Genomic DNA, 12,696 nt, shown 5'->3' on the forward strand with positions numbered 1-12,696 from the left:
AACACTCAACATTCAACATTCAAATTCAATGATTCAGAATAATCAAGCGACGATGCAGAATGCTCCGGGTCGTCGCCCCCAGCAGGCAGAAGACTTCATTCGTCTGCAAGACTTAATGTATCTGTGCCTTGTGCGCTGGCGATGGTTTGTCATCTCGCTCGTCGTCACCCTGGGCATAGCCACTTATTACCTCCTCTCCACGCCGGGGGTCTATCAGCGCACGGCATCCATCCTCATCAAGGAAGACGGCAAGAGCCAGAGCATCAACAGCGATGTGGCCAGTATGTTCTCCGACATGGGACTCTCGGGAGGCAAGTCGAACGTCAACAACGAATTGATTGCCATCCAGTCGCCAGCCGTCTTGCTGGAGGCAGGCAAGCAACTCAAACTCGACGTAAACTACAGTGAAGACGGTACCTTCCATCCTGTGGCTCTCTATGGCAGAACGCTGCCTGTAACCGTTCATTTCTATAGCTTGAACGATATGCAGAGCGCCAATTTGGATGTAGAGGTAAAGCATGGCAACCAGTTTTCCATCGTACATGTGAGTGGCACCGACAAGGCTGGAAACGAAGTGGAATCGGACGAGGAGGTACAGGGCAAGCTGGGCCAGACCGTCCGCACGGTGATGGGCTATGTATGCGTAGACCAGGCACCGGGCTATTCAGCCTTCGTCAATGGGTATGAGAGCAGGAAACTGCATGTGACTCGCACCAACCTCTATGCCATGACCGACCATATCAAGGCGTCGCTCTCGGCAAGCATCAGCGAGGAGAAGGCAACAGTCATCGACCTGACCTATAGGGACCAGCTCACCCAGCGCGCCGAGGACGTGCTGAACACCATCATCTCCGTATACCGCAAGAACTGGATGGAGGACAAGAACCAGATGACCGTTTCCACCTCCCATTTCATCACCGAGCGCCTGGGCGTCATCGAGCGAGAACTGGGCGACGTAGACAAGGACATCTCCTCGTTCAAGAGCCGCAATCTGCTGCCCGACGTAGAGACCGCCGCACAGCAATATATGCAGAAGAGCGGCGACGTAGACAAGCAGATACTCGAACTGAACTCACGTCTCTCCATGGCACGCTACCTGCGCGACTTCCTGACGGGCAAGGTGGGCAAAAACCAGCTCCTGCCAGCCAATATCGGCATCGACAGCCCGGGCATCGAGCAGCAGATTACCGAATACAACAAACAGCAGCTGGAGCGCAACAACCTGGTGGCTAACTCCAGCGAGCAGAACCCATTGGTGGCTGACTATGACCAGAGCCTCGCCTCCATGCGCCATAGCATCGTAACCAGTATCGACAACTTCGTGGTGACACTCAACTCGCAGCTTGGCAACCTGCAGGCAAACGAGGCGCAGACCACCAGCCAGATAGCCAGCAACCCTAGTCAGGCAAAGTACCTGCAAACAGTGGGTCGCCAGCAGAAGGTGAAGGAGGCGCTCTACCTCTTCCTCTTGCAGAAGAGAGAGGAAAACGAGCTTTCCAAGGCTTTCACCGCCTACAACACGCGCATCATCACCCCTCCTACGGGCGACATCAAGCCCGTGCAGCCTGTGCGCCGCAACATCATCCTCGTGGCTTTCGTTCTCGGATTCCTGATACCTGTGGTAGTCATCTTTATCCGTGAGAACATGAACACGACGGTGAGGGGCAGAAACGACCTCAAGAACATCACCATACCATTCCTCGGTGAGATACCATACAGCATCAGTCGCAAGAACAGACCAACTCTTCTGCAGCGCATCCAGTTCTGGAAGAAGCCGAAGGAGACGCGACAGATTGTGGTGAAGGCAGGCAAGCGCGACATCGTGAACGAGGCGTTCCGCGTGCTGCGCACAAACATGGAGTTTATGGTAGGCACCCATCCCGAGCAGAACGTCATCATCCTTACGTCTTTCAACCCAGGCTCGGGCAAGGGTCACTTGGCAGGCAACATCGCCATGTCGCTCGCCATCAAGAAGAAACGGGTGCTCGTCATCGATGGTGACCTCCGCCATGGTTCCGCATCCATGCTCGTGGGCAGCCCTGGCGAGGGACTCAGCGACTATCTCAACGGCAGGACCGATGACCTGGAGGGCATCATCTGCCATGGCGAGGAGCATGGACTGGTGAAGGATTTCGACGTGCTGCCTATCGGTACCATGCCGCCTAACCCTACGGAGCTCCTCTTCACCGAGCGTCTGGAGAAGATGATCAGGCAGATGAGGGGTGAGTACGATTATGTGTTCATCGACTGTCCACCAGTGGAAATCGTGGCAGATACCCAGATTATAGAGAAACTTGCCGACCGCACCATCTTCGTGGTACGCTCGGGCTTGATGCAGCGCAGTATGCTGGGCGACATTGAGCAGCTCTACAAGGACAAGAAATTCAAGAATATGTCGCTCATTCTGAACGGAACCAAGGCTCAGGGCGGCCGCTACGGCCACTACTATCGCTATGGCTATCACTATGGCTATGGCTACGGCTACCACTACGGCTCCGACAAGAATGGGGGGGGCAAAAATAGGAAAGTAGAAAAATGGATAAAAGAATAGAAAAATATGAATATATTCCGTGAGGCGTTCCGTTGGATTTGCAATCCGACGGCAAGCAAGAAAGCACCATCAGAGAGACTCCCCGGCGGCATCGACTGGCACTGCCACATCCTGCCCGGCGTGGACGACGGATTTCAAGAGGTAAAGAAGTCGTTGGAAATGTTGTGCCTTTACGAAGGCGCAGGCATGAGGGATGTCTGGCTTACGCCTCATATTATGGAAGACGTACCCAACGAGACCACCCATTTGCGCCAAGTATTTGCGAACTTCCAAAAACAATATCAGCAGGACTTCGCCGAGCGAAATCCTGCTGACAGAAAAATGCTCCGGCTGCATCTCGCAGCCGAAAATATGCTAGATGCGCTCTTCGAAAAGCGCCTGAAGGCAAACGACCTGTTGCCGCTGGGCGAGGATGGCAAGCTCCTGTTGGTGGAGACGAGCATCTTCTCTGCCCCGATGAATTTTCATGCCCTCCTGGAGCGCATCAAGAACAAGGGCTACACGCCCGTGCTTGCCCATCCTGAGCGCTACCTCTATATGGAGAAGCGCGATTATGAGAAGCTCAAGTTGATGGGCATAAAGTTCCAGCGAAATGTGTTCTCGATAGATGGACAGTATGGCAAGAAGGTGCAGAAACGATGCAAGTGGCTCATGAAGCACGATATGTACGACATGGTGGGCTCCGACATGCACCGCCTCAGCATCTTCTGGCAATACTGGTAGAATTAGAACTTAAGGTTAAGGTTTGATTACAGGGAATTTACTGGCAGCTCTGTACGCAGAATGCGCTAGCTACGGCGGTAAGTACGGTGATGATGAAATTGATCACCTTCTTGATGGTTTCTTTCTTCATAGTTCAAATTAAAATTAAAAATTCAACACTCAACATTCAACACTCAACATTCCCCATTAAAGTGGAAATTTTTTCGCTGCATCGAAGCAAGGGCATGCCTTCGGGGTGGTGCCCGGCAAGTCACGATGACCCACTATCTTAGCCTGTGGGAACGTGATCTTGAGCTTGCGCAGCAGATTCCACATTGCGTCATACTGGGCACGGGTAAGGGTGTCGGCAGGACGACCCTCGTCATCCAGCCCGCCCTCGTAACAGATGCCGATGGAGCAACGGTTGTATGGGCGGGCATGTGCCCCCACCTCCAGCAGCTTTCTGAACTGCGTGATGCTTCCGTCCTTGTGGACATAGAAGTGGTAGCCCACGGTGCGGAATCCACGCTTCTTGTGGTCGCGCATCAGTTGCTTGTCGGTGTAGTTACGGTCGGCACGTGTTGCCGAGCAATGAATTACGAGAAAACGGACGCTCAGAGGTGAGTCCATCATCTCGCCGTTCTCTGTGTAGGCGAGCAGGAGATGCTCATTGAGCACCTCCTCGCCGCCAATCGTCATCGGAAATCGATCTTGTGTCATTTTCGGTCAATTGATTTTAAAAACTTGTTAAGGGGATTTGCAATCCCCGTTAGGTGATAACAGGGATTTGCAATCCCCGGTTACTCAAGTCCTGTGTCACCCGAATCGCTGCCTGGGTCAGTGGTGGATCCAGAGTCGGTGGTGGTCGAAGACTTCTTTTTCTTAGCACCATACTTCTTCAAGTTGGCGTCGAGGTTGAGATTCACGGAGCGGAAGTCGCCCGTGGCGCGGGCTTTCATTCTTACTCCTTCGATGTTCTTAGATACGGTGAAGTCGTCGGCGTTCTCTGCACCCATCTTGTTCTTGATGCTGATGTAGAAGATGGCGAGGTTGTCGAGTTTTACATTCTTGCCCATGAGCAGGAGCTCCTTGATGTGGGTCACGGCATCGATGAGGATGCCCTTGATGGTCCCGGCTGAGAATGGAGAGTTGTGACCATGCATGTGGTCGGCGAGCTCATCGAGATCTACAGTTTCACTAATGTGGGGCTTGGCGTAGTACTTGCCATAAGCCTTCACGTTCTTCTTGTTGTTGTTCTTCTTTAAATCGTACTCAATCATAAGGCTAATAAATTGTTTTATGGTTCGTGTTTCATGTATTAAAGCGCTGCGCAGTGCTTGTTTCTTGTTTACGGTTGCAAAGATACGACTTTCAGAAGAGGCTTCTGTACGATAGGGGTGAGATAGGGATACGATAGGGCATAAAACTGGAAAACTCAGTATTATGGCTCGCCCAGATACTCATAGATGAGCAGCGTCTGGCGCATGGTGAAGGTCTTCGCCAACCGTTCGTAGCCCTCTCTTCGCAAGGCTTCAAGCAGAGGCGGACAGTGGTTTACCATTCGCATCAGGTGGTTTAGTGCCACGTGTTTCGACTGCTCGGGAAAGTAGAGCTTGGCAAGCTCGAATTTTTTGTATATCTTGATTTTCATATAGATTTGACTTTTATGAATCGCGGTAATAATACTTAGCGTTTCTCTTGATGATACTTAGCGTTGCTGGCAATGCTGGTTAGCACTTGCCAGAATGCTGCTTATTGTTGGTCAGAACCATTCTGGCTATCCGTAGCTATGGTTCTGTACGGTTTCAAGTACGTTTCTGCGCATTCGTTTGGGCTGCAGATCGCCTCGGTGTTGATTTCTCCCGGATTCTTCTCTATCACGAGCCATCCGTTACCTTTGGCGCGGTGTACCTTCTTGAAGCCCAGTCGCTGCATCACGGCACTCAGATTCTGGTGACTCATGTTGCGGCTCAGGGCAGGACTTCCGCCTATGCGCTCCATGATTTCCGATGAATAGCGGAACTTTACATATTGAGGGTCGGTGTCTGATTTCGGCACCTTGTAGAAGCGCAGTATCTGGTCTTCCATGAAGTTGGAAACCATGAACATGCCGTTGTGCTCCCTCATCACGTCTATGTCGACGGTGGTGAGCCAGTATACCCATCCCTCTTCCTGGTTCTTCACCCGATTAGTTACCTCTTGTCCCAGAGCTACAGCCTGGGAATAGACGTGCTGGTAGTCGATGGGTGTCTCCCTAGGGCTCTCGATATTGTCTACGAACCATGGTGAGTAGCGGCGGTTCTCCTCGTCGGTGATGATCTGTATGCTGTTGCTGGTGCCGCAGAGGGCACCACGGTGCAGCAGTTCCGAACGATACTTGTCGTAGGGGCGGCGGATGGAGAACACCAGCTTGGTGACGTTGCTCTTGAGGGCGCTCAGCCCCTTGCCGAAGGTAGACTCCAGCTCGTCGAGGCATATGAGTGCCTTGCTTGAGAAAGCCTCCATGAAGTCCTTGTCGGTATAGTTGGCGGTTGACTCGTTTATGAAGTACTGGCGCAGGCATGGTGGCAGGATATAATAGAAGAATGTGGTTTTGTTGATGCCACCCCTCCCGATGAATATCAGGATGGTCTGGCTCACCACTCTCGGCGATACCCATGCCACCACCATCGATACGAGCCATTTCTTGAAGAAGTATCTGAACTCTTCCTGCGAGTGGTGGTAGCCAGGGCAATAGTTGATGGTTACCCGGTTGGCGAGCTCGTCGATGTAGTCGGTCTTTCCGTCCCATTTGGGCAGACTCCTGAGATATTCGTCGAAGGGATCCCAAGGCTCGCTGAAGTCGCTGTTGATGATGGCGTGCAGCTTGATGGCGGTCACTTCGAGTCCCATCTCGTCCATCTGGGTCCAGATGGTGTTCTCTATGTTGTCGTCGATGCGGGTCCACTTATGGTATTTGCCTTTGATTATATCGCGACTCAGCACCTCGTGAAATCCCGTCACCTCATTGTGGTGAAACTCGTATCTCATCGAGAGCCACTGCTTGATTACCTTGACAGTCGCCTTACCCGAGAAGCCCTCGCCTTTGCGGTAGAAGTGCCAGGTGCCTAGCTTCTCGGTGTGCTTGTAGCATGATTTCATCACGCTGTCAGCATCGGGATAGTCGGAGCTGAAGTTGCTCTTGGCGTAGGTCATTGCCTCTTCCTTGTCTATGCCATAGCGCACGCACACCTTGCCGAAGTGGAGCACATACTCGTTGTGGGCACCGCTCTCAAACTTGTAGCCCCACGTGTCGAGTAGGTTCAGTATGTGCTGCGCTGCCTCGTCCATCGAGGGAACCCCCTTGCCCAGTGCCACCATCTTCTGGCTGTTTCGCTTGCGCTTGCTGGCACGTTTGGCATATTTCGCCTCGTTGGCCTTCTTGGTGTAGAGCGCCTTCAGGTCGTGGGTGTCCAAGCCGAAAGGCTCTGCGTCCCAATGAAAGTAGGCGGTAGGGTCGTGGGCGAGTCCGCACATCCGGGTGATGTCTACGCATTGCTCGTCGGCAGGCACGCCTAGCAACTTACTGTAATAGCTCATCGCCTTGCGTATGATCACATCGAAAAGTTCCAGTGCGGTCACCTCGTCGTCATCTATGGGCAGGTATCTGGAGATGATGCGCAGACCCCGTTGGCTCACGGTGATGAACCTCATCATGGTATGAGGGTCGGCGTCCGCCTTCTGTACGACCTCCTTCATCTTTTCTGCAGGAATCTTGTCGATGTCCACGGCGATCATCTGGGTGGTCTTCACCACGTTGCGCAGTTCCTTGCCCCGTCCGTCCATGAGCACGGAGGTAGTGATGCCTGGCATCATCACCTTGGTTTGATGAGCGAGCTCGCTGCTGATGCGCATGTTCTTGCGGTAGTCTTCGGTACGCGCCTGGGTCATGGCGTCGAGGGTGATGATTCGCTGCAGTTCATCAAGACTGATGAGTTGTCTGCTTTCGCTGGAGGCGATAGCATAGAAGAAAGATGGTAATACCATTTCTTGTCTTTGTTCTTGTTCTGTTTTTGTCATTTTTAAGCAAATGATTATAAGTTGTTTTAAAATTGAATCATATAGATTCCGCTGCAAAGCTAAGCATAAAATTTGGCATTGAAATCAAAAAGTTCCGATTTTGGAACATAACATAAATTTATTTAAAATGTTTTTCAAAAAAATCAAAAGTGAAGTCATGGGAATCAAGGATTCCTACGACTACAGACGGGCATGATTCCTGTCCACAAGTGTTTTAATCTTTTAGTCCACAACGTGTTCTGGGCTATGCGTGAAGAACTGAAGGAAGACCGTTTTGAGGGTGGTCTTACTGAGGAGGAGAAGCATTGGGCTTCCACCAAGTCAGCCATCCGCAAGGAGTTCCGGCTGTCTGATGCGTACACCAAGAGTCTGGAGGCGATGGACCGTGATGTTTCCATCGACGACTACTGGGGCGCGATACGTTGGATGGAGTCGTTGGCGGGCGAGGCTCACAGAGACGAGCTGCTTCGTCTGATTGACGGGTTGCTGGAACCATTGTTGCCGAAATGAGCGATTTTTTAAATTAGCAAACAAAGCGTGAAGTGTGAAGGGGATATATGAACTTTAGCGTGAAAAGAGTGTTAAAAAGAAGGCATAACTATCTGATACCCTTTCTCTTTATCTTTTGCGCACGATGTATATACAAAAGTTCTTATACACCCCCTTCACACCCACCCAAACATACAAACAAGAAGAAGTGATCGTAAAAGTCTGTGAAAATCTGACCGAATAGGTCTCATCTTTTGTCCTCCGGACCCACTGACCAGCGGGAAGTAAAGCCAAATCTGTGGGACATCGCTGATACCTCCCGATGTGTTAAAATCCAGAAATCCCTTGGCTATTTCAGATATTTCCCTTATATTTGCAGCATGTAAACAATAAAATAGGGAGGATTTGATTATGTATATGACAAATTCTGTTGAAAAAAATAATACAGTTGTTCCATTTTGGAATGAGATAAAGAAATTGAGTTGGGAAGATAGAAGCAATCTTGCCGAACTTATAGAGTTATCTTTACAAGAAGAAAAATGTGACGATAAGAAGATGCAATCATTTATCGATAACTTAGACGAAACAGCAATGAAAGCCGCTGCCGATTTCGCCTATAAGGAGTCTTTGTCTCAGAAAACGATTCCTCATTCAGAAATTTTGAATGTCGTGAAGGAGGAATTGGGGTGGAAATAAAAATCACCTGGTCAACATTGGCAAAGCAGCAATTGAAAGATATAGGTCAGTATGTTGCTGATAATTTTGGAGAACGTACAGCTAATAAATCTTTAGAGCGAATAGTGAAAAAGGTTAATAGCCTGTATGTATTTCCAGAAAGTGGTTCTTTTGATAAAAAATACTCGACAGATAGTTATACCGTACGACATTTAACGATTCATCCTAATGTTGTATATTATATTCAGTTTGCAAATCAGATTACAATAATGGCTGTAGCTCATGAGAAGCAATCGCCCCAAACGGTATCATCAATGATTACTCGCTTTATAGAGCATCATACGAAATAATGTCATCTGACCGAACGGTCTCATCTGTGGATAATGATTGTAGCAGGAAAATCTGTGTTCATCTGTGAGATCTGTGGGACCTCTACGGTGAGGTAGAAAAAAAACAATTTCAAAACTAATTTTACTCAATCAATATCTAGATAAGAATCCCCTAAAAGCAATTCTTATCTGGCAGGGACTCTATGTCCTTCATTTCCGATACGAAACAATTATATTGTTAGAAATAACTAAAAAATATATAAAACGAGAAGTAGCTTAGTAGTGTGGGCGCTACATAATCACCCGCAACGCATCCTACAGCTCTCTTTCGGAAACTGACCCACCGAAAGAGACTCAGGATGCTTATTATTCAAGAACTTAAAACAATGCGTAATTTTAATCAATTAAAAATTGCCGTAGCCGGAACCGGTTACGTAGGACTCAGTATTGCTACGCTTTTATCCCAACACCATGAGGTAACAGCAGTAGATGTAATTCCCGAGAAAGTAGATAAACTGAATCATCATATATCACCGATACAGGATGAGTATATCGAGAAGTATCTGGCAGAGAAGCCTCTGCATCTTACAGCTACCTTGGATGGCAAGTCAGCTTACAAAGATGCCGACTTCGTAGTCATTGCAGCACCAACGAACTACGACCCAGTGAAGAACTTCTTCGATACCACTCATGTAGAAGAAGTTATCGACTTGGTGCTGGAGGTAAATCCCGATGCAGTGATGGTAATCAAGAGTACCATCCCAGTAGGTTACACCCGAAGCCTATATCAGAAGTATGCCCAGAAGGGGGTGAAGCAATTCAATCTCCTTTTCTCCCCAGAGTTCCTCCGAGAGAGCAAGGCACTCTATGATAATCTCTATCCAAGCCGTATCATCGTAGGCTATCCTAAGCTGCTAGATCGTCCTGAGTTCGCAGAAGAAAATGAGGCAATCTTGAAGGTTACTGATGTAGAAAAGTTGAAAGAAGCAGCCAAAACTTTTGCCGCTTTGCTCCAGGAAGGAGCCATTAAGGAAAATATCGATACACTCTTTATGGGCATGAAGGAAGCAGAAGCCGTCAAGCTCTTCGCCAATACCTATCTTGCCCTAAGAGTAAGTTACTTCAATGAATTGGATACATACGCCGAAGTCAAGGGCTTGAATACCAAGGCAATCATTGATGGCATAGGCCTTGACCCACGTATTGGAACGCATTACAATAATCCAAGTTTCGGATATGGTGGTTACTGTCTCCCAAAGGATACCAAGCAGCTTCTGGCAAACTATGCCGATGTACCAGAGAACCTGATAGAGGCAATTGTAGAGAGTAACCGTACAAGAAAAGACTATATTGCCGATGCCGTGCTCAGAAAGGCTGGTTATTACAGCTATGCCGATGCCAATAGCTATGATGCAGGTAAGGAACATAAGTGTGTGATAGGAGTTTATCGCTTGACGATGAAGAGCAACAGTGATAACTTCCGCCAGTCTGCCATCCAGGGCATCATGAAGCGAATCAAGGCAAAGGGTGCAGAGGTGATTATCTACGAGCCTACATTGGAGGACGGTACCACCTTCTTTGGTAGCAAGGTGGTGAATGATATGGATGCTTTCAAGTCTCAGAGCCAGGCGATTATCGCCAACCGCTATGACCCCTCGCTCGATGATGTGAAAGAGAAGGTATATACACGAGATATCTTCCAACGGGATTAGGAGGTGCCGCAGAGAACTATATGTGTTAAATTATGGTTAAAATGTAGTATGTTTACAAAAAATATAGGTTGATTCTTGCAAATAAAAAAAACAATTTGTATTTTTGCAATCAAATTACAATAATTATATTAATATATATAGATATTATGATAAGAGATTTCTGGGTAAAAAATTATCTTTCTATTCGAGATAAACAGGAGTTGAATTTCTTGGCAAAGGAGTCTTCTTCGGAACTTGTTACAGAGATAGCCGAAGGAACTTTCTTGTACAAGTTAGGAATTCTGTATGGCTCAAATGCTTCCGGAAAATCAAATATGCTGATTGCATTGAATGAAGTATTTCGTTTGTTAGTTCTACCCAAATCAGATGCTACTCAAAGAATAAATGGAAGCATTCCTTTCATGCTCACCAAGGATGATCCAACCGAAATGCACATTTCGTTTTATGCCAATGGTGTCCGATACGACTATGATGTAGCATTCAATGACAAGTACATATTGAGCGAAGCACTTTATTATTATCCTAACAAATCAAAGTCGTTGTTTTATGAACGCACATTTGTAGGAGATAACGTGCAGGCTGAGATCAAGTTTGGTCCAAGTCTCAGGCTGCTGGTAAAAACGCAAGAGAGCATCCGTGAGAACACCTTGAATAATCATAGTGTTTTGTCTGTTTGTAGGAAAGCTGCCTTGAAAGAAGATATTGATCCATTCAATATTCTTCATGGCTGGATTATGGAGAACTATCACGATGTTGACGGTGACGGCGAAAAGGGGATCGTGGAAATCCTAAAGGATGCTTATGCAAATTCTAAAAAGCGTAAGTTCTACAACATCATGCTTCAAAAGGCAGATTTGAACATCTTGGAGTATAAGCCTATCGTAGAAGATCGGTTGGTGCCTAATGAGTTCCGTCAACGTATCCTCATGGAAAATATTCCAGAAGATATGAAAGTAGCTCTGCTTCAATCCACCTCCGATTCCGTGGCATTTGTCAATCACTCTACAAATGGAGATTTTGACATTCCGCTCAGATTGCAGTCAAAGGGTACTCAAAAATATATACGTATTTTAGAGGCATTATATGATATGATAACAGCTTCTCATGTGTATTATCTTGATGAATTAGGTGAGGATTTACATAATGACCTGTTATACTACTATCTCAATGTCTTTATCTTTAACTCCGAAAAATCGCAGTTGATTATCACCAGTCAAGAAACGACCCTGCTTTCTCAAGACCTTATCAATGAGAATAGAGGCGTTGTGTGGTTTGTGGAGAAAAATAAAGAGACCGCATCTTCCGAGTATTCTCGTGGCGATTCTTTCGGGTTGCACAAGAATCTGTCTCTTTATAATTCTTATCGCATCGGACGTTTGGGGGCAAAGCCCGAATTAGGTAGTATCTTTATAAATCTGGAGGATTGATATGGGCAAGTTACGACAAACAGCACTTATCTTGGGTGAAGGACCTACGGAATTTTTCTATTTCAAATCCTTATGCGATGTATTCAAACGCTTGACTATCAAGCCAGACTATCCCAAGCATACAAGTATCAAGGAACTTGATTTGAAAATATCTGAGGGGGTGGCGATGGGATACAACCACATATTCTGCATAATTGATATGGACACGAAAGATGTAGAACCAGAGCGTTCCCAATATCAAAGATTAAAGGCAAAATATGCCAAGCCCATCAATAAACCCAAGAAAGGCATATACTGCAAGGTTGAGTTCTTTGAGACCCACCGCTGTACGGAACTGTTCTTTCTCTACTATTTTCGATACACATCACGTCCATACGATACGCAAGAACCATTGCTCAAGGATTTGAACCAATGTGTGGAATACAGGAAAACCATCTCCTTCTTCAACAAATCCAAAGGCTTACACTCCTACTTTGAACGCAACGGGGGAAGCCTTGAAAAAGCTATTGCTAATGCCTCTCGTTCTATGGATGAAGTACAAAAGGAAGGTAGGGATTATACTTTCTCGGAGCTTGGTAGGTTGATGAAAAGACTGGCAGCACTCTCAGAATAAATACAAATGTAGTACCTCAGTTCGGGATAAGAAATAGTGCCTAAAAAAGTTGGTAATCTCCGATATTTTTTGTATCTTTGTAGTTGAAATCCAATTAGTTACAAACATAAAAAGATATCATTATGGAGATTACCAAGGA

13 protein-coding genes are annotated in these 12,696 nt (G+C 47.3%); 8 read left to right on the forward strand and 5 right to left on the reverse strand.

What is annotated here, in order from left to right:
• Positions 1 to 28: 28 nt before the first annotated feature.
• Together ACWJAO_RS05115 and ACWJAO_RS05120 are read left to right on the forward strand one after the other, a co-directional pair.
• A complete protein-coding gene (locus ACWJAO_RS05115) occupies positions 29 to 2,551 on the forward strand; it encodes a GumC family protein (RefSeq protein ID WP_449139474.1) in 2,523 nt (840 codons plus the stop codon).
• Positions 2,552 to 2,557: 6 nt separating this feature from the next.
• Positions 2,558 to 3,274, forward strand: a complete 717-nt coding sequence (locus ACWJAO_RS05120; protein ID WP_449139475.1) for a tyrosine-protein phosphatase — start codon at positions 2,558 to 2,560, stop codon at positions 3,272 to 3,274.
• 37 nt (positions 3,275 to 3,311) lie between these two features.
• Here ACWJAO_RS05120 and ACWJAO_RS05125 read toward each other — a convergent pair whose 3' ends face one another.
• The 5 genes from ACWJAO_RS05125 to ACWJAO_RS05145 all read right to left on the reverse strand — a co-directional run bounded on the left by ACWJAO_RS05125 (position 3,312) and on the right by ACWJAO_RS05145 (position 7,279).
• Positions 3,312 to 3,404, reverse strand: a complete 93-nt coding sequence (locus ACWJAO_RS05125; protein ID WP_153073356.1) for a smalltalk protein — start codon at positions 3,402 to 3,404, stop codon at positions 3,312 to 3,314.
• Between the two features lie 56 nt (positions 3,405 to 3,460).
• Positions 3,461 to 3,973, reverse strand: coding sequence for an N-acetylmuramoyl-L-alanine amidase (locus tag ACWJAO_RS05130; protein ID WP_449139476.1), 513 nt, complete (start codon positions 3,971 to 3,973; stop codon positions 3,461 to 3,463).
• Between the two features lie 80 nt (positions 3,974 to 4,053).
• Positions 4,054 to 4,533 carry an HU family DNA-binding protein gene (locus ACWJAO_RS05135; RefSeq protein ID WP_449139477.1) on the reverse strand — a complete coding sequence of 160 codons (480 nt, stop codon included), beginning with the start codon at positions 4,531 to 4,533 and terminating at the stop codon, positions 4,054 to 4,056.
• 161 nt (positions 4,534 to 4,694) lie between these two features.
• The gene (locus ACWJAO_RS05140) at positions 4,695 to 4,904 is read right to left on the reverse strand and encodes a DUF4248 domain-containing protein (RefSeq protein ID WP_117692838.1); all 210 of its coding nucleotides are present in this window, start codon (positions 4,902 to 4,904) and stop codon (positions 4,695 to 4,697) included.
• 101 nt (positions 4,905 to 5,005) lie between these two features.
• Entirely contained in the window at positions 5,006 to 7,279 is a 2,274-nt protein-coding gene (locus tag ACWJAO_RS05145; RefSeq protein WP_287894202.1) for a BT4734/BF3469 family protein, read from the reverse strand.
• A gap of 225 nt (positions 7,280 to 7,504) precedes the next feature.
• Here ACWJAO_RS05145 and ACWJAO_RS05150 point away from each other — a divergent pair, with 225 nt between their 5' ends.
• The 6 genes from ACWJAO_RS05150 (at position 7,505) to ACWJAO_RS05175 (ending at position 12,557) form a co-directional block, all read left to right on the forward strand.
• Complete coding sequence (locus tag ACWJAO_RS05150; protein ID WP_449139478.1) at positions 7,505 to 7,822, forward strand: hypothetical protein; 318 nt, start codon at positions 7,505 to 7,507, stop codon at positions 7,820 to 7,822.
• Between the two features lie 390 nt (positions 7,823 to 8,212).
• Complete coding sequence (locus ACWJAO_RS05155; RefSeq protein WP_449139479.1) at positions 8,213 to 8,497, forward strand: hypothetical protein; 285 nt, start codon at positions 8,213 to 8,215, stop codon at positions 8,495 to 8,497.
• Positions 8,488 to 8,826 (forward strand): type II toxin-antitoxin system RelE/ParE family toxin, encoded by a 339-nt coding sequence (locus ACWJAO_RS05160; RefSeq protein WP_118085529.1) that lies wholly within the window; start codon positions 8,488 to 8,490, stop codon positions 8,824 to 8,826. Before ACWJAO_RS05155 ends, ACWJAO_RS05160 begins: the two co-directional genes overlap by 10 nt.
• Before the next feature lie 365 nt (positions 8,827 to 9,191).
• The gene (locus ACWJAO_RS05165; protein WP_449139480.1) at positions 9,192 to 10,517 is read left to right on the forward strand and encodes a UDP binding domain-containing protein; all 1,326 of its coding nucleotides are present in this window, start codon (positions 9,192 to 9,194) and stop codon (positions 10,515 to 10,517) included.
• A gap of 146 nt (positions 10,518 to 10,663) precedes the next feature.
• On the forward strand, positions 10,664 to 11,944 hold the full coding sequence (locus ACWJAO_RS05170; RefSeq protein WP_449139481.1) for an AAA family ATPase: 1,281 nt from the start codon (positions 10,664 to 10,666) through the stop codon (positions 11,942 to 11,944).
• A gap of 1 nt (position 11,945) precedes the next feature.
• Positions 11,946 to 12,557, forward strand: coding sequence for an RloB family protein (locus tag ACWJAO_RS05175; protein WP_144150709.1), 612 nt, complete (start codon positions 11,946 to 11,948; stop codon positions 12,555 to 12,557).
• Positions 12,558 to 12,696: the final 139 nt, after the last annotated feature.

The sequence above is a fragment of the Segatella sp. genome, from assembly GCF_977051555.1.

Bases quoted from the DNA above. Each gene is read 5' to 3' on its own strand.
- ACWJAO_RS05120 (WP_449139475.1), top strand. From the start codon at position 2,558: ATGAATATATTCCGTGAGGCGTTCCGTTGGATTTGCAATCCGACGGCA.
- ACWJAO_RS05170 (WP_449139481.1), top strand. From the start codon at position 10,664: ATGATAAGAGATTTCTGGGTAAAAAATTATCTTTCTATTCGAGATAAA.
- ACWJAO_RS05125 (WP_153073356.1), bottom strand. From the start codon at position 3,404: ATGAAGAAAGAAACCATCAAGAAGGTGATCAATTTCATCATCACCGTA.
- ACWJAO_RS05140 (WP_117692838.1), bottom strand. From the start codon at position 4,904: ATGAAAATCAAGATATACAAAAAATTCGAGCTTGCCAAGCTCTACTTT.
- ACWJAO_RS05150 (WP_449139478.1), top strand. From the start codon at position 7,505: ATGATTCCTGTCCACAAGTGTTTTAATCTTTTAGTCCACAACGTGTTC.
- ACWJAO_RS05155 (WP_449139479.1), top strand. From the start codon at position 8,213: ATGTATATGACAAATTCTGTTGAAAAAAATAATACAGTTGTTCCATTT.
- ACWJAO_RS05130 (WP_449139476.1), bottom strand. From the start codon at position 3,973: ATGACACAAGATCGATTTCCGATGACGATTGGCGGCGAGGAGGTGCTC.
- ACWJAO_RS05145 (WP_287894202.1), bottom strand. From the start codon at position 7,279: ATGGTATTACCATCTTTCTTCTATGCTATCGCCTCCAGCGAAAGCAGA.
- ACWJAO_RS05175 (WP_144150709.1), top strand. From the start codon at position 11,946: ATGGGCAAGTTACGACAAACAGCACTTATCTTGGGTGAAGGACCTACG.
- ACWJAO_RS05165 (WP_449139480.1), top strand. From the start codon at position 9,192: ATGCGTAATTTTAATCAATTAAAAATTGCCGTAGCCGGAACCGGTTAC.
- ACWJAO_RS05135 (WP_449139477.1), bottom strand. From the start codon at position 4,533: ATGATTGAGTACGATTTAAAGAAGAACAACAACAAGAAGAACGTGAAG.
- ACWJAO_RS05115 (WP_449139474.1), top strand. From the start codon at position 29: ATGATTCAGAATAATCAAGCGACGATGCAGAATGCTCCGGGTCGTCGC.